Here is a 20,041-nt window from a genome sequence, read left to right as displayed (position 1 = left end):
CTGCCTGACCCGCAGCACTCGAGGGCGTAATTCCAGACCGTACCTCCCCAGTTCCACGTACGGTTTCAAGGAGATCGCCCCATGCTGCCACGCGTTACCGCCCTGATCACTGGCCTGGGCTTCTGTGCCCTGGCCCACGCCGCACCCACCGAGTACCCGCTGACCGTGCAGAACTGCGGCAGCACGCTCACCTTCCAGCAGGCACCCGCGCGCAGCGTGACCATCGGCCAGGCCGCCACCGAAATGCTCTACGCCCTCGGCGTGGGCGATAAAGTGGTCGGCACCTCGCTGTGGTTCAACAGCGTCCTGGCGCAGTACAAGGCACAGAACGACACAATCCAACGCCTGGCTGACAACGAGCCCAGTTTCGAGGCGGTGATCGCCAAGCGCCCGCAACTGGTGGCTGCCGAGCTGGAATGGGTGGTCGGCCCGCAGGGCGTGGTCGGGACCCGCGAGCAATTCCACGAATTGAAGATCCCCACCTACCTGCTGCCCTCCGACTGCGAAGGCAAGGACAACCTGGTCGGCGCCGACGGCACGCGGCTGGAGCCGTTTCGCATCGAGACAATCTATAAAAGCATCAGCCAACTGGCGCAGATTTTCGACGTACAGGATCGCGGCCAACAACTGAACGACGAACTCAAGGCGCGCCTGGCCAAATCCGTCGCGACCGTGCAGGGCAAAGGCCTCAAGCAGGCCAGCGCGCTGGTGTGGTTCTCCAGCTCGGAGATGGCCAGCGACCCTTACGTGGCCGGTCACAAGGGCATTCCCGAGTTCATGCTGCAAACCCTGGGCCTGCACAACGTGGTGCAGTCCGATGAAGAATGGCCAGCCGTTGGCTGGGAAACCATTGCCAAGGCCAACCCGACCTTTTTGGTGATCGCGCGCATGGACCGCCGCCGCTACCCCGCCGATGACCATGAAAAGAAACTCGCCTTCCTGCGCAGTGACCCGGTCACCCGCAACATGGACGCGGTGAAAAACAACCGCATCATCATCCTCGACGCCCTGGCGCTGCAGGCCAGCATCCGTATGTTCGATGGCCTGGAACAACTGGCGACAGCCATTGATGGCTACGACTTGCCCAAATGATACGCACCCTACTCGCCCTGTCGCTGCTGCTGATCGCCGTGCTCGCCGGCGTGGCCATCGGCGAAACCGCCATCGCACCAAAGGTGGTGCTGCAGGTGCTGGCCAACAAGCTCTGGGCCGCCGGCTACGTGCTGGACCCGATCGATGAAGGCGTGGTGTGGAACTACCGCCTCACGCGCGCGCTGGTCGCTGCCGCATGCGGCGCCGGGCTGGCGACCTGCGGGGTAATTCTGCAATCGCTGTTGCGCAACCCGCTGGCCGATCCGTACCTGCTGGGCATCAGCGCCGGCGCTTCGACGGGCGCGGTGCTGGTGGCGTTGATCGGGGTGGGCGGCGGTTTGATCTCGCTGTCGGCCGGCGCCTTTGTCGGTGCGATGGCGGCATTTGCGCTGGTGATCCTGCTCGCGCGAGCCAGTGGTTCAGCCAGCGGCACCGGGCAGATCATCCTCGCGGGCATCGCCGGTTCGCAGCTGTTCAATGCGCTGACGGCGTTCCTGATCACCAAGTCGGCCAGTTCCGAACAGGCGCGCGGGATCATGTTCTGGCTGCTCGGCAATCTCAGCGGGGTACGCTGGCCGTCGGTATGGCTGGCGGTGCCGGTGGCGGTTGCAGGCCTTGCTGTGTGCCTGTGGCACCGCCGCGCGCTGGATGCGTTTACCTTCGGCAGCGACTCGGCGGCCTCCCTGGGTATCCCGGTGCGCCGCGTGCAATTTGTGCTGGTGGCCTGCGCCGCACTGGTCACGGCGGTAATGGTGTCGATTGTCGGCTCCATCGGATTTGTCGGCCTGGTGATTCCCCACGCCGTGCGCCTGCTGCTCGGCACCGGGCACTCGCGCCTGCTGCCCGCCAGCGCCTTGGGCGGCGCATTGTTCTTGATTGCAGCCGATGTGTTGTCACGCACTTTGATCAAGGGCCAGGTCATCCCGGTGGGCGTGGTCACGGCTCTGGTGGGCGCACCGGTGTTTGCGCTGATCCTGATCGGCCGGAGGAATGCGCGATGACCGTACTGAGCTGCACCGGCCTGGGTTTTAAAGTGCGTGAAGCTACGTTGCTGCGCGACATTCACCTGCAGGTTCAGCGGGGTGAAACCCTGGGCATCGTCGGCCCGAACGGCTCCGGCAAATCCACCCTGCTGAAACTGCTGGCCGGCCTGCGCACCCCGGCCACTGGCGAGGTGCGACTGGGTGAAGTGCGCCTGGGCGACCTGTCTCGTCGTGCCATTGCGCAGCAACTCGCGGTGGTCGAACAACAGGCCGACACCGACGACGCCATTAGCGTGTTCGACGCCGTGGCCCTGGGCCGCACGCCGTGGCTGTCGGCACTCAGCCCCTGGTCCCGCGAGGACGACGCTATCGTGCACCAGGCGCTGCAGGATGTAGACGCCACCCACCTGGGCCAACGTGCGTGGCGCAGCCTTTCGGGCGGTGAACGCCAACGGGTGCACATCGCCCGTGCGTTGGCGCAACGGCCGCAGATCCTGTTGTTGGATGAGCCGACCAATCACCTGGATATCCAGCATCAATTGGGGATTCTGAAGGGGGTGCAAGGCTTGCCGGTGACCACTTTGATTGCCCTGCATGACCTCAACCAGGCGCTGACCTGCGACCGCTTGGCGGTGCTGGATCATGGGCGGTTGGTGGCGCTGGGCAAACCGCTGGACGTGCTGACGCCGCATCGGCTGCAGGCGACGTTCGGGGTGCAGGCGCATTACCTGACAGACCCGTTCGATGGCGCGCAGATACTGCGGCTACGCCCAAACTGATCAGAGCACTCAACGGTCGGAGCCGGTTTGCCGGCGTCTACACTGGGTGGTGGTGTTAGAGGGTGCGCTGCATATGCGTCGTGCGCCACACCGGGTCCGCGTCCACATCCACCACTTCGAACCCCTGCCGAAGCCAAAAATCAATCGCCCCAGGCAAAAACGGATGGGTGTGCAGGTACATCACCGCGACCCGATCCGCCTTAGCCTGCGCCTCCAACGCAAGGTACAACGCGCGCGCCAGACCCAAACGGCGAAACGCCGGCAGCACAAACAGGCGCACCACCTCCACGGTCTTTTCGCCCTGGTAATTCAACTGCGGGAAACGACCGTCATAGGGCAGATAGCCAATGGCAGCGACGATCTGGCCTTGATCGCAGGCAACCAGAAATCGCCCATCACCCTGCACATAAATCGCCTCGAAATGCGCCAGGTCCGCTGGCATCCCTGTCGCGTCGAGCTTGGGGAAAAGCTCGGCACGGGCCTCCAGCACGAACGCCAATACCTCAGGGATATCCGCCGCCGTGACCGCTCGAATGATCGGCCTTGGGCTCATGCAACCTCGATCTGCGTAATCCCCACCACCTGCGCCTGCTCGAGAATTTCCTCCGGCGCTGCATCTGCGGGCGGCAGGATCAAGCCATTTTCCGCATCACCGAAATGCAACTGCAGCAAGTGCAACGCCGCCTCATGCACCAGCAGGTCGGGCTGTTTGAGCTCGAACACATGGGTGCGGGGTTCGTCGTTGAACAAGTAGTTGAGGGTGTATTCGCGCATGGGAGGAGTCCTTGTCATGAAAGAAGAGCTGCTCATTAACCTGACTCATCGATCAAGTTTTAAGTTCAATGGATCAGCATTGGCAGCAGCTCCGGCAGCACTTACTGGCGCAACTCACACACTGCATTACCCTTCATTCCTGACGCATGCACGCTCACATGGCGCACGCGAAAACCCGGCTTCTGGACGAACTTCTTCTCTTCCCAGGTGCTGCCGTTTTCGACCTGGTAGCCGATGGCGCCATCGGCTTGCCAGGTCAGGCGCAGCGTATACACCCCGTTTTGATCGGGAGCCCGATGGAAAAACGTGTCGATCACCGGCTCCGCCTTGTTGAAGGTGCGCACCTGGAACAAGCGCAGGTCAGTGTCGGCGGGCGTGTAGCTGGAGAGAAACAACGTATCGTCTTCGGCAGCATCCTCAGCGGCCGCGAGGATCACCGACGGCACCCACTTCTCGCCACGGTCCTGGGTGTCGGTGGTCACCTTGCACGTCAACTGGCCCTTCTCGGTAACGTCCAGGCGCCAGGCGGTCTCGTAGTAGCCGTAGGGCACGTCGAAGCGCACGGCTTTCTCAGTGACTTGCTCGCAACCGACCAGCAGGTACAGCGCCGACAAACCGATGAATCCTTGAAGAACCTTCACGTGCTTTCCTTGGCTTGATTGTGGGAGGCGAGAGGTTACCCGGCTTGTCGGAAAAAGGGGATCGTTTTAGCCGGACGGCGTGGCGTGGTATATCTGCGCGCCACCTCTACAACAGGAACGGCCCATGTCCTCCTCCGTCCCCCTCCTCGGCTGCCGGTCGATCATCGACGTGCTGCGCCACATGACCGAAGACGGGCCGGAATGGGCCCACCGTTACGTCACCCTGTGGCTCCAAAACCCTCCGGATGCCTGGGTGTTGGTGTACCCGCTGCAAGACACCACCGAGGCGTATTTTGACTTTATGTACACCGGTACGCAGTCGCCGAAGGCAGCCCTGCCGACGCTGTTGGCCAAGTACCCTCAATGTGACGTCATCGATTGGTCGCCCGGACGCCTGGCATGCATCAGCGCCGCTGCGACAAACATTGAGACACTGGAGGAGATTATCCAGGATCTTGCGCAAGAGGCGTGGGGCGAGCGCGGCACACTGATGAGCGCCTCGTACGAGCAGACGATTAGCGCCTGAACACCTGGCTGAAATGGAGCATCCTGATGGCTGAAAACTCTCTTGTGACCGCGGTTGTTACCGCTGTCCTGACTTCCCTACTCACGCTGGCCGGTACCTACGCCCTGCAATCACGCCAAGAGGCGCGGGCGCAGGCGAGCCAATTTCTGGACGCGGCACAAAACACGGTGCAAGAAACCGTGGCTATTCTGGATGATGGTTACAACGCGCTGGACAAGTTGATCAGCGCAACACATGAAACCGGGTGGAAAGAGTTCTCCCAAGGCCCATGGCGCGAATACATGGCATTCGAGCGCCGCTGGCATCAGAGAATGATTGTTCAGCACTTCAAGCTGGAGCGGTACTTCGGCAAAGACATGGCCGATACGCTGATTGACTTGGACGACGTCCCCATGGGCCCGACCCACACAGGCAATGATAAGGGAGACCCGGCAGTCAGGCGCTATAACCTCCAGAAGCTCGCGGCCGATACCGAGTACACCGTACGAAGCATGACAGTGACCCAGGACATCATCGACGAAGACATCAAAGCCGGAAAACCTGATGGGTTGATGGAGTTGATTTTTGCGGTAAATAGCGACAGAGATACCGCGAGCCGTCAGCTCAAGGAATACGATGCCGGCTCGATCAGACTGCTCAAGGCACTCGACGGAAGGCTGACCGAACTGGGTGCCAGTAAGGTCACAGTCGTGGGTACGAACAAAAAGGACTGAAGATGACTGAACTGCCAATGGCCGACGCGCGCCAGAACGATAAAAATCGCAAGATTATCCACGCCACGGTCGCGGCGAGAAACCTGGCAGGCGCAGCAAACAATACCAAGTGGAACGAACTGATCAGTCACTTCCGCCAACGCCCTGGTTGGCGCCCGTCCTATCGCTCCAAATCCATCAAAGGCCCACGCTCGGATTGGGATGTGGAATGGTTTTACCACCTTCCATTTCCATTTGCGTATGTCGAATGGTTCGACATCGGCTTGTGGGAACTGGCGCCCTCTTTGGGCGTGCTGCTGCCACAAAAATACATCGACCATACCGAAGAAATATCGACAGTCGTCGCGCGAATTGGCTTCGAGTTTGAAGTGCAAGCCGATGTGCTAAGGATTTGGGGCTACCTTCCAAAATCCTACGAAGACTTTCCGCCTGCCTAAGACGAAACCTCGATGGTCCGGGTAATCCACCCTCGGCTGTAGGCAAGCACGCCCGCGCCCATTGCCACCGGAAAATGAATAAACCCATGCGCCGACTCCGCCAACAGATGCGCCTCAGCGCCCGGCCACTGCTCAGCGAGCATCAGCGTGTCATCCTTCAACGGGTCCAGCTCCCCGACAAACATCAACGCCGGCGGCAAGCCCTCGAAGTCGCCATACAACGGTGACAGCGGCGGCCGCCGACGCTCATCATCGCTCAAGCCCGGCGTCAGCATGCGCAATGCCTCGACCATGCCCGGCCCGTCCAGCAGCAACGTATCGGGCCCTGCCGCACGTACGCTCGGGGTACCGGTCAGGTCGTAGACACCGTAATACAAGACCGCCCCGCTCACTCGCTGGAGCAATTGCGGCCATTCTTTCAACGCCAGCAATGTCGCCGCAGCCAAGTGCCCACCGGCCGATTCGCCGACGACGATCACCGGCAGGTCGGCAAACTCATCGTCGGTGAGCAACCAACGAGCGGCCGTCAGGCAGTCATCCATCAGCCCTTCGACCGGCGTGTCGACCGCCAGCCGATAATCCACCGACACCACCGCCACGTCGCACGCGTTGACCATGCCCAGATTGAGGTCGTCGTCCATCTGCGCATTGCCGATGACCCAACCGCCGCCGTGGATATCCAGCACCACGCCCTTGGGCTTGCCGCTCGGCCGCAGAATGCGCACGGGCACCGATCCTACAAGCTTGCGCTCTGCGTCTGGCGCCTTCTTTAGCGTCTGGCTGACGCGCAGCAGTGCCTGGATCAAGCGCGGCGTGACGCGATTACGGATCTTGAAACGCGGCAACCAGGCGAGCTTCTGATTGAAGCGGCGCATCTGGGCCAGTTCAGCCTCACTGGCAGGCCAAGGTTTGCAGGCCATCAACGGTTATTCCGCAGGATCGAGAAGTTCAGCGCCGCCGCCACACACAGCCACGCCAGGTAAGGGAACAGGATCAACCCGGTGATCAAGTCCAGGCGCACTGCCAGCACCACCATCGTCGCCACGGTGATCCACAGCAACACGATCACCACCATCCCGGCGAGGATGCGATGTGCGCCGAAAAACACCGGCGTCCACAGCGTATTCAAGGCGATCTGCGCCGCCCACAACGCCAGCACTTCCTGGCTGCCGGGGATCAGGCTCAGGCGATAGCCTGCCCAGGCCAGCAGCAGGTAGATGATCGTCCACGCCACCGGAAACAACCAATTGGGTGGGGTGAAACCGGGTTTGACCAGGGAGTCGTACCAGGCCCCGGGCTTGAAAATAATGCCGGTGCTGGCGGCGGCGGCGCAGGCGAGCAGGAAGATGAAGAAAGTCATGGTCGGTCCTTGGCTGAGCATTTCAAGCTTGGACGTGTCGCACACGGGTAAAAGTTCACTGCCGATATACAGATGGGCACTGGCAATGCGGGGTACCTTTATCGCCTGACATACCGCTTTCGCAGCCTCGCTGGGGCTCGACAGCTCCTACAGAGGGGCTGCTGTGCTGCTGCATTCCAGTATGTCTAAAGATGGGATTTCAGCCGTGACCACGATCAACTGTGAGAGCTGTCGAGCCCCTGCGAGGCTGCGAAGGGATCGCCACGTCCTACCGACCCACACCGTACAAGCATCACCGCCACACTCACGCTAGCCAGGCGCCACAATCTTCAGCCACGGCCAACGTGCCTGATAACTCCTGGCCTTCTGCGCGAACAACTCAGGCTCCGCATGCAGCGGATTGATCCGCAGCACGCCCTGCGCCACATCCTCCAGCCCGTAAGGCGCATACACCTCACCCGTCGCAATCTCCACGCCGATGCAGGTGCCCGCCACGAGGTAGCGATCAATCCCCTGCTTGGCCGTGTGCAATTGCGGATAGGGCCGGCCAAAGCGCTGCACATACCACAGGTGCACCCGCGCCTGGTTCTTCAATTCGACATGAACGCCAAGGTCCTGGAACAACTGCTCGGCCGCACGAATGACCTTGTCCTCAGCCTCGTAGGACAGGTCGGTGTCGAAATAGAAAACGTCGTAGTCCTTAACGCCCTGATCTGCAGGCAGGTTCGACTGATGATTCCACACCGCCTGAAACAGACAACCCGCCGTCAGAAAACACTGATCCAGGCCCAGGGCCGGCAGACGCGCGATGATTTCGGCATTGATGGGGTTGGCCATGGCCAGTTCGAGCAGGGTTTCGACGGTCAATGTCATGGAGACTCCTGGGTGATCAACAACCCTTCACCGTTGGCTTTTCGTGACTGAGCGGCCGGCAGCGTCGCCTTCAGTTAACGCCAGGGTAGTGATCCACGTACTGAATAGTGAAGTCGGGGTAGTGATCGACGATCTGGATCTTGTAGTCGGGGTAGTGATCGACCGTTTTCCATTTGCCGGCGGAGTCAGGATAGTGATCGACCTGCTGCACCTTGAGGTCGGGGTAGCTGTTCACCACCTTGACCTTATAGTCGGGATAACTATCGACAAATTGGATATTGCCGTAAATCTTCGAGACATCAACGCTCGTCCCCGCCGAAACACAGACGGACGCGCTCAACAGCAGTGATGCGACGACAACTTTAAGCATAAGCATTTCATCCTGAAATATAAGGCGCCCAGTCTAGCGGACGTGCGCGCGCAGTGTCCCTGAAAATCAGCCCTTCAACTCGCTGGCGCGGTGACTGGCAGCGTCATCGTAAGCCACATACAACGACTCGGCGATCTGGCTCTTGATGGCCTTGGCGGACTCCAACCCCAACACAAAACCCTCGGCCTTGCCGCCGGCGCGGTTGAGTTCTTCATGGGTGGATGCGCCAGTGATGGCGTCGAGGAGCTTGGTGGCGTGGGGACCTACGCCTTTAGGCAGGGAGATCTGGTCGATGGTCATGAGCGGTACCTTTAAGGAAAGAGAACGGTAGCGCGTGGAACCACTGCCGGGGGTGGCATGGTAGACCGGATGGGGGAGAAAGGGGCTGATTTCGGCCAATTTCTGTCCTTTGTGAACCGGCTTCGGGCCAAAAACACTCAGTCGTATACCGCAGTAACTGTCCGACCACGGACGCGCCCTTTCTGGCAGTCAAATTGAGTTGAACATACCGAGATATGAAATAGTTCCAGTGCTCTGCGGCAAGCGCACCAGCGGTTCTACTTGGGAAGAGGTCGAACGACGGTCGCCCCAGATGGCATTCAAACCCACAATGATAAAATGCGTGAATTCTCCTGCCTTGGAGACGATCAGCGCTCTTTCGGACTGACTGCGGATTTGCGCTATGACGTCTTCTGGAGTGCCGGCAAGCTCAACAAAGTCTGAATCCATGTAGAACCCAAGATCCTCCGCCAGTCGCCAGGTTGGATTGCGTTCTTCCCACACATCGTACTCGGCTTCGCTCGCGCCTTCAGGCGGCTCTGGCTCCCAATGTTCAAACACAAACTTCTGCGCCTCGGCTTCAGTGGCGAAATTGGCACCGAAGAGATGAAAGGGCCAGCAGCCATCTTGCATGACACGATCTCAGTTGTTGATGAGTCGTCAGGATCGTACCTGACTATAGGTGGAGGAGCAGCTTGTCAGGGAAACTCCGACGGGAAAAGATACGCACAACTCCCCCTCATCGCTGTGACAAGCTTAAAACTTACCCGCCCGTGCGGGTGCAATATAGGCTGCACACCCGTTACCACGCTGAAATATTGCGAGCACGTAGCCCGAATTCACAGTGGTCACCCAGGCTTCCAGAGCACACGCTGGAGCAGCCATCCTAGTAGAATACATCGAGCTGATTACCGCCCCCTTTGAGATGTTCTATGAACACTGAATTAACTGAAGAAGAAATGCGTCGTGCCCTATTTGGTACGCCTCAGCCCGAAGAGCAGGTGTCTGCTCCTCTAGTAAAGGCGCCTGTGGAAGACGTTGTGCCCGCGAAACCCGTGGTCGCTCCAGCTGCCAAAAAGAAGGTGGCGAAAGCATTTACGCCCAGGCTGAGGGTCACGTTGCGTGTTGGAAACGAGTTTGAGGGAAAAATGATCGAGTTGATTCACGAGGCCGATACGTTGAGCTCGTTGCTTGCTGAGCAGGAGGCTGTGAAGGCTGCCAGGAAGAAGTACAAGTACGTGGATGTGGTATCGGTTAAATCCATGTAGACGACGCCATCGGGCAGGATTGGGAGGTTCTTTTTTACAAAAAATCAGCAATAACAACGGGTCTATCGGTGGCAAAGATCGACTCGTAAATGGCTTCGCCGGGTGCCTCACGAGCCAACCAAGCGCTGGCGCTGTAGGCTCGAGCCTTACAGAAAAACACTCGATGCATCTCATCTCCGAGCTCGAAGAGCTTGAAATACTGCAACTCCATCTCAGAACAAAGGTTGTCGAACAGCACTGGATCCAGCTTTGATAGCGTGACCATGATTTCGGCTGGATCTAGCCCGGCGTCACTCGCCGCCCAGAGGACAATACGAGTAGCCACGTCCATTTTTTTGCTTGGAATGATCGCGTCCAGTGCATGTTGAATATCTGGGTAGCTGGAGGCCAAACGTGAAGGCATGTCTTTTTCCTGAGCCGCTTTAGATGGAATGTGAAAGACCTGAGGTTGTTTGTCTACGCTATTTGATTCATCGGCAATGTGTTCACACACCCTGGGTGAAAGCAGTCAGCTGGATGCACCTCTAGATACAGGGGGCGATTCAGCCTACGGGGTTTTCAATAGGCTTCATTGCACCGACTCACAGGCCTTCAACGGCTCCATGGGGTGCAATGCATAGATGTCGAAACCGTCACGCCGGGTATAGCCCGCACGCTTCATACATACAAATCGCCGGGCCATTTCTTGGAAGCTGGCCTTGGGATCAACGCCGGAGCCATTTTTTTCACCACATGCCAACATGGAAGCAACTACATCCTGGTGACTGGCGCCGGGTTTCTCCTACACGTCGGCATCGGCCGTGGGGGGCTAGGGGCAAGGACATTCGCCGGAGGCATCGAGTCGCAGGTTTTGGGTTGGTACATCCAGAGATGAGTGACGGCCCCTTTCACCCCCGCGACGTCCTCCATTGAGCGCGTGTTAGTCCGTAACACTTCGCCAAGGCAGGCGCGGCGGATATTTTCAGTTCGGCATCATACAAGTGCACCGCACCCAACTTCATCGTGGCCGTTTGCGAACGAATGTTCGTAGTCGCTATGTGGAAATAGACGATGTCGTAAGCCATGAATGCATGCTCCAGCATCAACTGCTTAAGCTCGCGGTTGGAATTGCCTCCCCATTTCGCACGCACCAGAAATGTAAAACCGATGGCAATGCTGTTCGGTAAATCCGGCGGCGTGTAGTAGCTTGATGTGCCAACGATATCCCCCGAGGCAATATCAATGACGGCGAGCGCCTTCTTCGTGGCGAGTAGAGAGGCGAAGTACGCCTCGAAAACCTCGCGTTTATAGCGATCCCTGGCGGGATGACCGCCCCAGATGTCTGGATCAGCCGCAGCCTGAAACATACCTTCAAAATCACTGCCCGCCAGAGGTCTAAGCCTCAGGGTACTTCCGCACAGATCGGGTTGGCAGTCGAAGTCGGGGGCGGACATGGGTTTGTTTCCGATTGGCCAAGGGGTAGGAGCCAGTCTAGAGCGGCACTTTGATAAAGAAAGATCCAATGTGACGGGGAATGATGGAGCCATCGCTGTAGGAAAGGAGACGGGGTTATTTTCCGAGTAACAGCTCGTTAGCTGGCCTTTCTGAAAGGCAGCTCTTGGCCGGGAGTAACTCTTCGTGACAGACCGCTGTCGGCCAGAAGTGGTCATTCAATGCTCTACAAAATCAGGGGCGATTCAGAATTTTCTCTCCGCCATTTTCGGATCACCGGCGGGGAATTGCACGGGCTCGTGCTCATGTGCATTCGACTTAACTATTCATGCGCACTATTTTTGACCAGCAAGATCAACGAAAAACAGCAAGACATAAAAATGCGCTAAAATCTTTGGCTATGCTCACTGGGACGGATTAACGCCCGCCCATTAACCGAATGGTAAATGCAAAATCAAAGTCGGCAACATGGTCAAAAATATATGAAGTATAAAGATGGTGATAGAGTAAAAATTAAGCCGCACCCGTGGTGGCCCAATGGTGGAGTTGGAGTAATTTCGTTACCACCAGAATTTGTAAAAGAAGCTTTGGATGGCGAGGTGGCATTCACTAGTACTCAGCGAACTATTGCTGGCAAAGAAAGAGTTATCACCAGTGCCTGGGTTAATTTTGACGAGCCGGCAATGGATTGTGGTGGTGACGGCCCTTACATCGGTGGAGAGGTCTCCATAGAATATTTGGAGCATATATAGTGGAGCAACCGCTGGAGGTCGCATTGCGTCATTGCGGCATCCAATGGCCGCAGACAACATTGTTCTCACGCAATAGTAATTATGGCGGTCAAGAAACGGATAATTAAAACAAAGCATTACCGTAAAGGCTTGGACGTTCGCGTCGGAAATTAATAGATCTCTCCTGCAGGGCCGGTTTTTGCCCTCCCCGAAGGGTTGCTATGGGTCGGAAACAGTCGTCTATGGACGTCTGTTTCTGGCCGATTGCCGCCTTTCGCGAAGGGCAGCTTAGGGTCGACAGCTGCCACTCAGTGAAGGTGGAAAAGCCTCAAGATCAAGCGTGAGGCTTTATCACCGTCGGTCTCATATAGACCGTGTAATCCGGCCTGATCGGTGAGTTTGTGTAGATTGAAGTGGTTGTAAAACGCTTGGCCCAGTCGCTGATGCTCGAAGCTTCCTGACTCCACAGCCGAACGAACTCCTCATAAGCGGCGCGTTCGATCTGCAACGAGGAATCATGTCCCATGTCAGGTTCCTATCATTAGAGATACTCAAGCGTACTAGCTGCCTATCAGCCCTTCCAGCTCGGCCTTTCCAATCAGAAAGTCAGTTATCGGCCACAATCAGACATCCGTGACGGTTAGCATTCAGCTCGAAGTAGCCTCCCGCACGGTAGTTACATCAGCTTTTCAATCAAAATCGAGGTGGCTGTGATCGTTATATCTCCAAAATCGCCTTCAAGGGATAGAACATTATCAACGATATTTATCCCTTCAAGCTCTCCGAGTTCGCTGATGTTTTGAAGTTTAAGAGCGCCAAGCCTGATAGATAGCTGAGTGCCGTCCGCGTTCCACGCCATCAGCTTGTTTCTGGACCCGTCATCCAGTCTGACAACCATCTCGAAATAGCGATGGGCTTGGTCCATTGTGATCGATAAGACACTGCTTTCTTCAAGTGCGTGAACATCCATGATGAAGCTTCTTTTGTTCAAATCCGCATTCTACTACAGGCCGCTATAGGCGAATGAATGCGTCTAAAATGAAGGTCCGCTTCTGGCCGATTGCTACCCTTCACGACAAGCCGCTTTGTATCTAAAGCAGCCCGTCCTGACACCGAATATCCGTCTAAACGCTTTTTCGGCTACCCTACCCTCTGGCCTCCGGGCGCCGTCCAGCTTCGGGATATTGCATGGAAACTGTCGACACAAACCGCCTGAAGATCTGGCAGGCACTTTCAGAATTTTTCCTCGATACAGAGATCACCGACTCGACGTTTGACTATGTCGCTCGCGTAGTCGTGGAAACAGGCTATTCGCCCCAGGAAATTCACAGCATCCTATGGGGTGAAGTTTTCCCGGCACTTGAAGCAAACCTCAAATCCATTGCAGGTGAATGGGCGGGATGGACAGATGAGTGGCTGTTAGAGCATTTGTCGGTGTGTGAGGTCTCTACGAAAAAACAGGGTGACGGCAGCATTATCAAAGAAATCAGAAGATGCTGGGAGCAAGTGGCAACTCGCCTTCCGCCGGGATATGCCTGACCTGACTTCATCAATGCCCCTAGTGGCTAGCCGGGCGTATTGGCCAGAAGCTGCCGGTCACCTGATTTCGAACGCCCCAACGCTTGGTATGAGCCCCTCTCGTAGCCGCAGCCGCTCAAGGCGTCGCACATTGACCTGTCCGAAGGAAATCTTTAAGCGCCGCCTGATAGAGGGTCAATGGCTGATTGTCCGTATTGAAGAGTGCAAACGGAATCATGGTGAGATGTGAAAACGACGTGGAGTTGATCGAGTAGGTTTTCTGCCTGCAAAAGCGCTGATCCTTATTCAATATAAAATCAAACTTGAAAAGGTTTGTCCGCGTACACCAACTGGGGATCAAGCCCAGGCTCAGGCCCGTCAAGTACTCTTGTCCGCACGCGCCGCCAGATGAAAACTCCGAGATCTTTATTTCCAATGCCGGCAGGCTCGGGGCGGCAAGGCTGGAGCTCGTATCCTGTGCATCGGGAATAACCTTGAGTGTCGCTGCGTAGGCGTCCTTGCCGAAGCGACTGGCTTTCCATGGGGAGTTTATTGCGTAACTGAAGCTGGGGATGATTTCTTTTGTTTCGGGTGCAGCGGGTGCGTTGATTGTCGGCTGGGACGAGTAAGACGTGCAGCCGGAACAGAGTATCGCAATGCTGACAAACACAAACCCATGGGCTATTAAGCGACGCATACTCAGTTTTCCCTAACCATCAATTAGCCGACATTCCTGTCGCTTAATGCCGTATGGCATCTTATCTACACCCCGGATTGCTGAATCAGAATAACAGGGCGAACTGTAAGCGCGACACATCGGCAGGGGAAAAAGGCAGCCGCCCGGCTTTCTTTGCCCAATCCAATGCGAGCCCGCGAACTTTGAAGGCAAACGCCTGCCCAAACCCCGTCATCACCAAGGTTGCGCCACTAACAGGGAGAAAATAATGAAGCAGGACGCCAGCAAGCGCTCATCAATTCATACCGGCTTGGGCACTGTCATCGCACGCCTGGGGCTGTTGCTCATCGTGCCGTTGGCTGTCGGGGGCTGCACCTTCAAGAAAACCGATGTCCAGAACCCGGCCGAGATGGCCAAGTACGACCCCGCCAGTACGGCGCGCATCCGCCTGATCAGCGGGCAAGGGGCCTACGCAGGTTTTGTCTCCGGCCAAAGCTGCGAGCAGTATTTCAACGACACTTACGTAAAAGCGCTGGCCGCCCGCGAACGGCCGCAAGGATGGAATCCTTCGCGTATCGTGCCCAGCGGTCAGAGCAGCGATATCTTCGGCATGTGGCCTTCCGACTACCAGAACAATGTCATCGGCATGCCCCCCTCCCCGGTCAGCGCGAAGATCGATGAGACGCGCAGGTACTTCGATGAACATGTGGTCCCGGCCGGGCAGCCGCTGATCGCGTTTGTGGCGTTCGTCACGTCCGGGTCCAGTTGCTCTTCAGCGCCCGTGAGTTTTGTGCCACGCGCAGGCGCCGACTATGAAATCCGGCAGGCATTCCAGTCGCAAACATTCAAGACAACGTGCCGCAATGAGGTGGTTGAGTTGAAAGTCGGCGAGGAAAAGCCGATTCCCACCAATTACTGCATCCAGGACGCGTCGGGCGATTATCACACCCGCAACGTGACCCCTGTCAGCCAGGCCGGGCAATAAGCCGACCGGGCCTGGTACACAATGGCTGCTGTGTGTGCAGCCACTTTCGCGCTGGCCCTTTTGCGCTGAAAAAAGGGCGTTCTTGACCGTCAATACGCAGGGAGCACCTCATGTACACATCGCCGCGCGCGCTTAACTCGCTTGTCGGAATCAGCCTGCTGGCATTGCTCAGCGGGTGTGGAGCGCTGACGGATGTCCGCTCCTTCTCCACGCCTTACTCGTCGCCCACCAGCGGCGACACCGCCCGCGTACGAGTGATCAGCGACGGCATGGTCCGCGCCGTGCCCAAGTCGGACTGCATCAACTTTCGCCTGCCTGGCGCGGGGGTGATGGTGGCGCAGCGCGACGGCTATGCTGATCGCAACGGTGAAAAGCTCGGCATGCAGCCCACCGCCGTGCAGTTACCCTCCACCGTGGAGAGTGAGCTGCTGGTGCCCGCCGGGCAGCCCATCGCATTTCATTACATCGGCAATCGTTGCTACAACATGTTCACTTTTGTGCCTGTTGCTGGCGCGGACTACGAACTGCAGGCGGCCGGGCTTGGTAGCTGCGCGGTGATCCTCAAGAGAATGCAGGTGGGCACGCGCTCGTTCAGCTTCGAACCGTTGGGCGACAGCAAGTTGTGCAAATGGGGCGACAACTTCTAAGGCCAACGACCTTCAGCTATGCGCCGGCAAGGCCAGCCCGAACAGCACAAAAAAACCGCCGCAGACTTTATTGAAGCGGCGCCCGGTTCGGGCCAGCCAAGGGCGCACTCGGTGCGCGGCGCTGGCGACCAGGTATTCCACCACGAACTCCACGACGGCGTAGGTCAGCGCGATGGCGGCTGTCTGCGCGATGATGCTGCGGTGCGGGTCGAGGAATGGCGGGATAAACGCGGTGAACAGCAGCAATGCCTTGGGGTTCGAGAGGGCCGAAACCAGCCCCTGGCGAAACAACGGCCAGCGGCGCAGGCTTGGTGTCGCAGTGGCCTCGAGGCTCACCGGCGGCGACCGCCACAGGCCAAACCCCAGCCAGATCAGATACAGCCCGCCGACCACCTTCAAGGCCGTGAACCAGGTGGCCGAGGCCTTGATCAGTGCGCCCAGGCCGAGCGCGCACAGCGTCAGCACCAGGGCAAAGCCGAGCACGCCGCCGCTGATGGTGAACAACGTCCTGCGGCTGCCGTGAAGGGCGCCATGGGTGAGCACCAGTAACGCATTGGGTCCTGGCACCACGGCAATGCCGCAGCAGGTCACCAGGTACAGCAGCCACGTGTCGAATGGCATGATCAGATCCTGCAAATAGGGGGCAAGCGCCTATCTTGCGAGTGAACAATCACCCTGAAAAGCGCATTATTCACGTCGCAGCCATTCGATTAACGAATACAGGTAAGCGCAATGCCGTCCAGCGATCTGCAGATTGATTGGCTCAAATGTTTCGTCGCCGTGGTGGACGCGGGGTCGCTCTCTGGCGCTGCCCAGGAGGTTAACCGGTCGCAGTCCGCCGTCAGCATGCAGATGAAAAAACTCGAGGCCGCACTGGGGCGCCCGCTGTTGAACCGTGGCCCGCGGCACCTGCAACTCACCGATGACGGCCAGACGCTGCTGGGTTACGCGCGCCGCATGCTTGCCCTGCACGCCGAGACCCAGGCGGCCTTCAACGGTGAGGCATTGACCGGACGCATCCGCCTCGGCGTTGCAGAGGACTACGCCGCCAGTTACCTGACACCGGTGCTCAAGCGTTTTTCGCCGCGCTACGCAGGGGTCGAAATCGAACTCACCTGTGAGCAGTCGACCACGCTGATCCCGCGTCTACGCAGCGGCGATCTTGACCTTGCGCTGGTGTCCCGCGACTCGTCCCACAGCGGCACCTTTCTGTTCAAGGAGCCGATGGTGTGGGTGGGCTCGCCGCAATTCGAACTGTGGCGCCGAGACCCGCTGCCTATCGCGGTCTACGAAAGTGAAAGCCTGGCGCGGCGTTACGCGGTGAATTCACTGGCCCAGCAGGGGCGCCAATACAAGGTGGTCTACAACAGTTCCAGCCTCGCCGGCCAGGTGGCCGCCGTCGAGGGCGGCCTCGCGATTGCCGCGATCACCCAGTGCACCGTGCAGCCATCGCTGCAGGTGTTGAGCGCCGAGCATGGCCTGGGCACTATCGCGCCGATGGAAGTTTCGATCCTGCGCAGCCGCGCCTCGCGCGGGTCCAAGGCGGTGAATAGCCTGCACGCGTTCATCATCAGCGCATTAAGGGCGCCGGTGTAGTCGACGGCCCGCGCTACAGACGCATTCCCATCTCCAGCGCACGCCTCTCAAACCCCAACGCGGTGTACATGCGCACGGCACGCTCATTGAACGACCACACCGATAAGCGCAAATCCTGCGCGTCATTGTCGAGCGCCCAGTTTTTAACCAGGCCCATAAGGTGGCGGCCAATACCTTGACCCCAATACGCTTCGGCTACGCACACCGAGCCTACGCGCGCGACAGTCTGCGGCTGCATCAGCGGCCCACTGCTGGCTGAGAGGCTGGCGGTAATAAAGGCCACGGCCTCAAGGCCCGCATGCGCGATGAAGACAACCTGGCCCGCCTTTTCGAACCGGCCAGACCAATGGGCAAGATCGCGCGAAAAATCCTCGGTGGGCGCCGCATAGATATCGGGCCGCGCGGCATGGTGCACGTCGCAGAGCACTTGCCCCAGTTCACACAGGCTCAGTGCGTCATCGAGCGTGGCAAGTCGATAGGTAACAGCGTCGTCCATGAGGGGCACTTTCCTTGAAATGGATTTGCACAATGCAACCAGCCCATTAGTCTGGGACCTCCTCGTGAAAAACACATGACATCCCGGAGCCCCGCATGCCCTTGACCCCACGCGAAGCCACGCGCCTGGAACGCCGCCTCGTCGCCACCCTCACCGACGCCTGCGAAACCGCCAAAGCCGAAATCCCCGGCTTCGAGTGGCTGACCCACACCGTCGACTACGCCGCCTTCCCCCAAAGCCTGCGGGTGATCTGGGTGTTCGATACCCGCGCCAGCAAAGACCAGGCCCTCGCCGCCGGCACTGACCAGCGCCTGCGTGAGCTGACTGGCATTGCGCTGGCCGCTGCCGAAGCTGGCGCGGTGCGCCTGGACCGCTGCGTACGCGTTGACAGCGAAGAAGAATGCCGCCTGCAGCACGGCGGTGATTGGCGTGTACGCCTGGGCTGAAAGGCGACACGCTCGACAACGCCTACATTTTGACTGCGCTGGCGCTCAATTTCTGGATAATGCCCACCTCCCCGCCTCGATACGGAAATCCCGCCCAATGAAGTTGCCTGCGTCCGCCCTCGTCCTCGCCTGCGCCCTGCTGGCACCGTCCTTTGCCCACGCCGATGACGCCGCCCTGACCGACACGCTCAAGGCCTTCGCCCGTTGCGACGCGAGTTTCTTCAGCAGCTTGAACACCCATCGCGATGCCTGGCAGGCCTATGCGCCGCTCAAGCAGGAAAAGAACTACACCTGGATCGCGGTGAAAGATCGCACCAACCGCAACGCCAACGCCGTGCCGGTCAGCGCGCCGCCGATCGCCGGGTTGAAACTGCTGGCCTATAACGACGAGGTCGCCGACCTCGGCCCGCTGGGCCTCTACTATTACTGGGGTTTCATTGCGCAGGGCAATATCGATGAAGTGGCTCAGCGCCTGGCGCCGTTGCTGGACCAACCGAATTTCCTGTTCAAAGGCGAACACGAATACACGCGCAGCGAGCTCAAGGTCGGCAACAGCTGGCGCTCGATCAAGCCCCAGCCAGGCAAGGCGCCGGGCACGCGCAATGTCGAGCGCGTGCTGATCATCGAACCGGAAGGCAAGCAAGGCACGCAGTCGCGGATCAGTTGCTCGGTGCAGGGTGGGGTCAACGCAGCGCTGCTGGCGATGTTGCGACCGGACATCGCGCCGGTCGACTACCCGCGTACCCAGGTTGAAACCAGCCTCGGCGATGTCGAGGTGCCGGCTGCCGTGCTGCAACGCCTCGATTCGCCGTTGCTGCAACCCAAGTTCAAGACGCTGAGCTACACCTATCTGTCCAAGAAGGGCGACGGCAGCGAGGATTCGCCGACGTCGGTGACGCTCAAGGCCGAGGGCGGCCTGCTGGTGAAGAACGAGGTCTACGGGCCGGTCTTCAACGTCGACCGGCTGATGCAGGCCGACCTGATCCAGCTGAAATCGAAGATGAACGGCGTGGGTGACGGGCGGGTCCTGCAAACCCGCACAGCCGAGCTGAAGCTGCCGACCAGTTGGACGCCGGGCCAGACGCTGACAGCTCACCTGAGCATGGTCAATGTGCCGGCCAAGCCCACCGACAAACCGAACGACACGACGTTGACCTGCAAGGTCGGCGAGCGTTTCCCGGCGCGCCAGGTGTTTGCCACGCTGACCGGGGACGCCATCCGGCTCGCGTGTGACCAGGGCGACTACAAAACCTCGCGCGCCTTCATCGAGGACCTGGGCGTCGCGCTGACGCTGGAATCGACGTCGAGCGAATTTCACTATGTGAATGAAATTACCGCGTTGGACGTGGTGCGCTGACCGGCAGCTTTATCGGTTGCCGGTGAGCCGTTCACCGGCAACGCAAAGCTCGGCACCTCGCAA

At 58.8% G+C, this 20,041-nt stretch carries 29 protein-coding genes; 14 read left to right on the top strand and 15 right to left on the bottom strand.

Translation table 11 applies throughout. From position 1 onward, the window contains the following. The first annotated feature begins 81 nt into the window (after positions 1 to 81). Genes C9990_RS09945 through C9990_RS09935 form a run of 3 tightly spaced genes read left to right on the top strand, consistent with a single transcriptional unit; the run spans position 82 to position 2,854 of the window. On the top strand, positions 82 to 1,092 hold the full coding sequence (locus C9990_RS09945) for an ABC transporter substrate-binding protein (RefSeq protein WP_106803164.1): 1,011 nt from the start codon (positions 82 to 84) through the stop codon (positions 1,090 to 1,092). After that, positions 1,089 to 2,093, top strand: coding sequence for an iron ABC transporter permease (locus C9990_RS09940; protein ID WP_065904489.1), 1,005 nt, complete (start codon positions 1,089 to 1,091; stop codon positions 2,091 to 2,093). The genes C9990_RS09945 and C9990_RS09940 overlap by 4 nt, the downstream gene beginning before the upstream one ends. Beyond that, positions 2,090 to 2,854 (top strand): ABC transporter ATP-binding protein, encoded by a 765-nt coding sequence (locus C9990_RS09935; protein WP_106803163.1) that lies wholly within the window; start codon positions 2,090 to 2,092, stop codon positions 2,852 to 2,854. Before C9990_RS09940 ends, C9990_RS09935 begins: the two co-directional genes overlap by 4 nt. A 55-nt stretch (positions 2,855 to 2,909) precedes the next feature. On the opposite strand, the gene C9990_RS09930 is transcribed toward C9990_RS09935, so the two are convergent. The 3 genes from C9990_RS09930 to C9990_RS09920 all read right to left on the bottom strand — a co-directional run bounded on the left by C9990_RS09930 (position 2,910) and on the right by C9990_RS09920 (position 4,269). After that, on the bottom strand, positions 2,910 to 3,407 hold the full coding sequence (locus C9990_RS09930; RefSeq protein WP_106803162.1) for a GNAT family N-acetyltransferase: 498 nt from the start codon (positions 3,405 to 3,407) through the stop codon (positions 2,910 to 2,912). Then, entirely contained in the window at positions 3,404 to 3,628 is a 225-nt protein-coding gene (locus tag C9990_RS09925; RefSeq protein ID WP_106803161.1) for a hypothetical protein, read from the bottom strand. Before C9990_RS09925 ends, C9990_RS09930 begins: the two co-directional genes overlap by 4 nt. 101 nt (positions 3,629 to 3,729) lie before the next feature. Then, complete coding sequence (locus C9990_RS09920; RefSeq protein ID WP_256595072.1) at positions 3,730 to 4,269, bottom strand: hypothetical protein; 540 nt, start codon at positions 4,267 to 4,269, stop codon at positions 3,730 to 3,732. Positions 4,270 to 4,393: 124 nt separating this feature from the next. Between C9990_RS09920 and C9990_RS09915 the strand changes: the two genes are divergently transcribed. The 3 genes from C9990_RS09915 to C9990_RS09905 are packed head-to-tail and all read left to right on the top strand — an operon-like array spanning position 4,394 to position 5,945. Next, positions 4,394 to 4,795, top strand: coding sequence for a hypothetical protein (locus C9990_RS09915; RefSeq protein ID WP_106803160.1), 402 nt, complete (start codon positions 4,394 to 4,396; stop codon positions 4,793 to 4,795). A gap of 26 nt (positions 4,796 to 4,821) precedes the next feature. Continuing rightward, positions 4,822 to 5,508, top strand: coding sequence for a hypothetical protein (locus C9990_RS09910; RefSeq protein WP_106803159.1), 687 nt, complete (start codon positions 4,822 to 4,824; stop codon positions 5,506 to 5,508). Positions 5,509 to 5,510: 2 nt separating this feature from the next. Beyond that, a complete protein-coding gene (locus C9990_RS09905) occupies positions 5,511 to 5,945 on the top strand; it encodes a DUF6678 family protein (protein ID WP_177410328.1) in 435 nt (144 codons plus the stop codon). Here C9990_RS09905 and C9990_RS09900 read toward each other — a convergent pair. The 6 genes from C9990_RS09900 to C9990_RS09875 all read right to left on the bottom strand — a co-directional run bounded on the left by C9990_RS09900 (position 5,942) and on the right by C9990_RS09875 (position 9,460). Continuing rightward, a complete protein-coding gene (locus tag C9990_RS09900) occupies positions 5,942 to 6,865 on the bottom strand; it encodes an alpha/beta hydrolase fold domain-containing protein (protein ID WP_065904476.1) in 924 nt (307 codons plus the stop codon). The genes C9990_RS09905 and C9990_RS09900 overlap by 4 nt on opposite strands. Beyond that, a complete protein-coding gene (locus tag C9990_RS09895; protein WP_065904475.1) occupies positions 6,865 to 7,305 on the bottom strand; it encodes a TspO/MBR family protein in 441 nt (146 codons plus the stop codon). The genes C9990_RS09900 and C9990_RS09895 overlap by 1 nt, the downstream gene beginning before the upstream one ends. 309 nt (positions 7,306 to 7,614) lie before the next feature. Continuing rightward, positions 7,615 to 8,178, bottom strand: coding sequence for a nucleotidyltransferase family protein (locus C9990_RS09890; protein WP_106803158.1), 564 nt, complete (start codon positions 8,176 to 8,178; stop codon positions 7,615 to 7,617). A 70-nt stretch (positions 8,179 to 8,248) separates the two neighbouring features. Next, the gene (locus C9990_RS09885) at positions 8,249 to 8,548 is read right to left on the bottom strand and encodes a hypothetical protein (protein WP_065904505.1); all 300 of its coding nucleotides are present in this window, start codon (positions 8,546 to 8,548) and stop codon (positions 8,249 to 8,251) included. A gap of 66 nt (positions 8,549 to 8,614) precedes the next feature. After that, positions 8,615 to 8,848: a hypothetical protein gene (locus C9990_RS09880; protein ID WP_106803157.1), complete on the bottom strand. Its 234-nt coding sequence runs from the start codon at positions 8,846 to 8,848 to the stop codon at positions 8,615 to 8,617. A 189-nt stretch (positions 8,849 to 9,037) separates the two neighbouring features. Next, positions 9,038 to 9,460: a hypothetical protein gene (locus C9990_RS09875; protein WP_106803156.1), complete on the bottom strand. Its 423-nt coding sequence runs from the start codon at positions 9,458 to 9,460 to the stop codon at positions 9,038 to 9,040. A 299-nt stretch (positions 9,461 to 9,759) separates the two neighbouring features. Between C9990_RS09875 and C9990_RS09870 the strand changes: the two genes are divergently transcribed. Beyond that, on the top strand, positions 9,760 to 10,095 hold the full coding sequence (locus tag C9990_RS09870; RefSeq protein ID WP_065904467.1) for a hypothetical protein: 336 nt from the start codon (positions 9,760 to 9,762) through the stop codon (positions 10,093 to 10,095). Positions 10,096 to 10,129: 34 nt separating this feature from the next. On the opposite strand, the gene C9990_RS09865 is transcribed toward C9990_RS09870, so the two are convergent. Together C9990_RS09865 and C9990_RS09860 are read right to left on the bottom strand one after the other, a co-directional pair. Beyond that, the gene (locus tag C9990_RS09865) at positions 10,130 to 10,498 is read right to left on the bottom strand and encodes a hypothetical protein (protein WP_106803155.1); all 369 of its coding nucleotides are present in this window, start codon (positions 10,496 to 10,498) and stop codon (positions 10,130 to 10,132) included. A 484-nt stretch (positions 10,499 to 10,982) separates the two neighbouring features. Continuing rightward, positions 10,983 to 11,528: a GNAT family N-acetyltransferase gene (locus C9990_RS09860; protein WP_065904464.1), complete on the bottom strand. Its 546-nt coding sequence runs from the start codon at positions 11,526 to 11,528 to the stop codon at positions 10,983 to 10,985. A gap of 444 nt (positions 11,529 to 11,972) precedes the next feature. Here C9990_RS09860 and C9990_RS32280 point away from each other — a divergent pair, with 444 nt between their 5' ends. Beyond that, positions 11,973 to 12,278, top strand: a complete 306-nt coding sequence (locus C9990_RS32280) for a hypothetical protein (protein ID WP_157955061.1) — start codon at positions 11,973 to 11,975, stop codon at positions 12,276 to 12,278. Between the two features lie 655 nt (positions 12,279 to 12,933). Here the strand turns inward: C9990_RS32280 and C9990_RS09850 are convergent. After that, the gene (locus C9990_RS09850) at positions 12,934 to 13,227 is read right to left on the bottom strand and encodes a hypothetical protein (protein ID WP_106803154.1); all 294 of its coding nucleotides are present in this window, start codon (positions 13,225 to 13,227) and stop codon (positions 12,934 to 12,936) included. Positions 13,228 to 13,445: 218 nt separating this feature from the next. On the opposite strand from C9990_RS09850, the gene C9990_RS09845 reads away from it, so the two are divergent. Beyond that, positions 13,446 to 13,796, top strand: a complete 351-nt coding sequence (locus C9990_RS09845; RefSeq protein WP_106803153.1) for a hypothetical protein — start codon at positions 13,446 to 13,448, stop codon at positions 13,794 to 13,796. A 115-nt stretch (positions 13,797 to 13,911) separates the two neighbouring features. Here C9990_RS09845 and C9990_RS09840 read toward each other — a convergent pair whose 3' ends face one another. Then, positions 13,912 to 14,472 (bottom strand): hypothetical protein, encoded by a 561-nt coding sequence (locus C9990_RS09840; protein ID WP_106803152.1) that lies wholly within the window; start codon positions 14,470 to 14,472, stop codon positions 13,912 to 13,914. 247 nt (positions 14,473 to 14,719) lie between these two features. Here C9990_RS09840 and C9990_RS32275 point away from each other — a divergent pair, with 247 nt between their 5' ends. Next, a complete protein-coding gene (locus tag C9990_RS32275; RefSeq protein WP_157955060.1) occupies positions 14,720 to 15,436 on the top strand; it encodes a hypothetical protein in 717 nt (238 codons plus the stop codon). 110 nt (positions 15,437 to 15,546) lie between these two features. Then, positions 15,547 to 16,083: a hypothetical protein gene (locus tag C9990_RS09825; RefSeq protein WP_106803150.1), complete on the top strand. Its 537-nt coding sequence runs from the start codon at positions 15,547 to 15,549 to the stop codon at positions 16,081 to 16,083. A 12-nt stretch (positions 16,084 to 16,095) separates the two neighbouring features. Here C9990_RS09825 and C9990_RS09820 read toward each other — a convergent pair whose 3' ends face one another. Next, complete coding sequence (locus C9990_RS09820; protein ID WP_106803149.1) at positions 16,096 to 16,704, bottom strand: LysE family translocator; 609 nt, start codon at positions 16,702 to 16,704, stop codon at positions 16,096 to 16,098. A 111-nt stretch (positions 16,705 to 16,815) separates the two neighbouring features. Here C9990_RS09820 and C9990_RS09815 point away from each other — a divergent pair, with 111 nt between their 5' ends. After that, on the top strand, positions 16,816 to 17,679 hold the full coding sequence (locus C9990_RS09815; RefSeq protein WP_065904438.1) for a LysR family transcriptional regulator: 864 nt from the start codon (positions 16,816 to 16,818) through the stop codon (positions 17,677 to 17,679). A 13-nt stretch (positions 17,680 to 17,692) separates the two neighbouring features. On the opposite strand, the gene C9990_RS09810 is transcribed toward C9990_RS09815, so the two are convergent. Continuing rightward, positions 17,693 to 18,175, bottom strand: a complete 483-nt coding sequence (locus C9990_RS09810; protein ID WP_106803148.1) for a GNAT family N-acetyltransferase — start codon at positions 18,173 to 18,175, stop codon at positions 17,693 to 17,695. Between the two features lie 95 nt (positions 18,176 to 18,270). Between C9990_RS09810 and C9990_RS09805 the strand changes: the two genes are divergently transcribed. Continuing rightward, positions 18,271 to 18,621, top strand: a complete 351-nt coding sequence (locus C9990_RS09805) for a hypothetical protein (RefSeq protein WP_065904434.1) — start codon at positions 18,271 to 18,273, stop codon at positions 18,619 to 18,621. Positions 18,622 to 18,718: 97 nt separating this feature from the next. Further along, positions 18,719 to 19,978, top strand: a complete 1,260-nt coding sequence (locus C9990_RS09800; protein ID WP_106803147.1) for a hypothetical protein — start codon at positions 18,719 to 18,721, stop codon at positions 19,976 to 19,978. Positions 19,979 to 20,041 lie beyond the last annotated feature (63 nt).

The organism is Pseudomonas sp. S5D5 (genome assembly GCF_003013355.1).
Classification (GTDB): Bacteria; Pseudomonadota; Gammaproteobacteria; order Pseudomonadales; family Pseudomonadaceae; genus Aquipseudomonas; species Aquipseudomonas aylmerensis.
The sequence above is the reverse complement of the archived record's forward strand: the minus strand, read 5'-3'. Positions and strand labels throughout refer to the sequence as shown.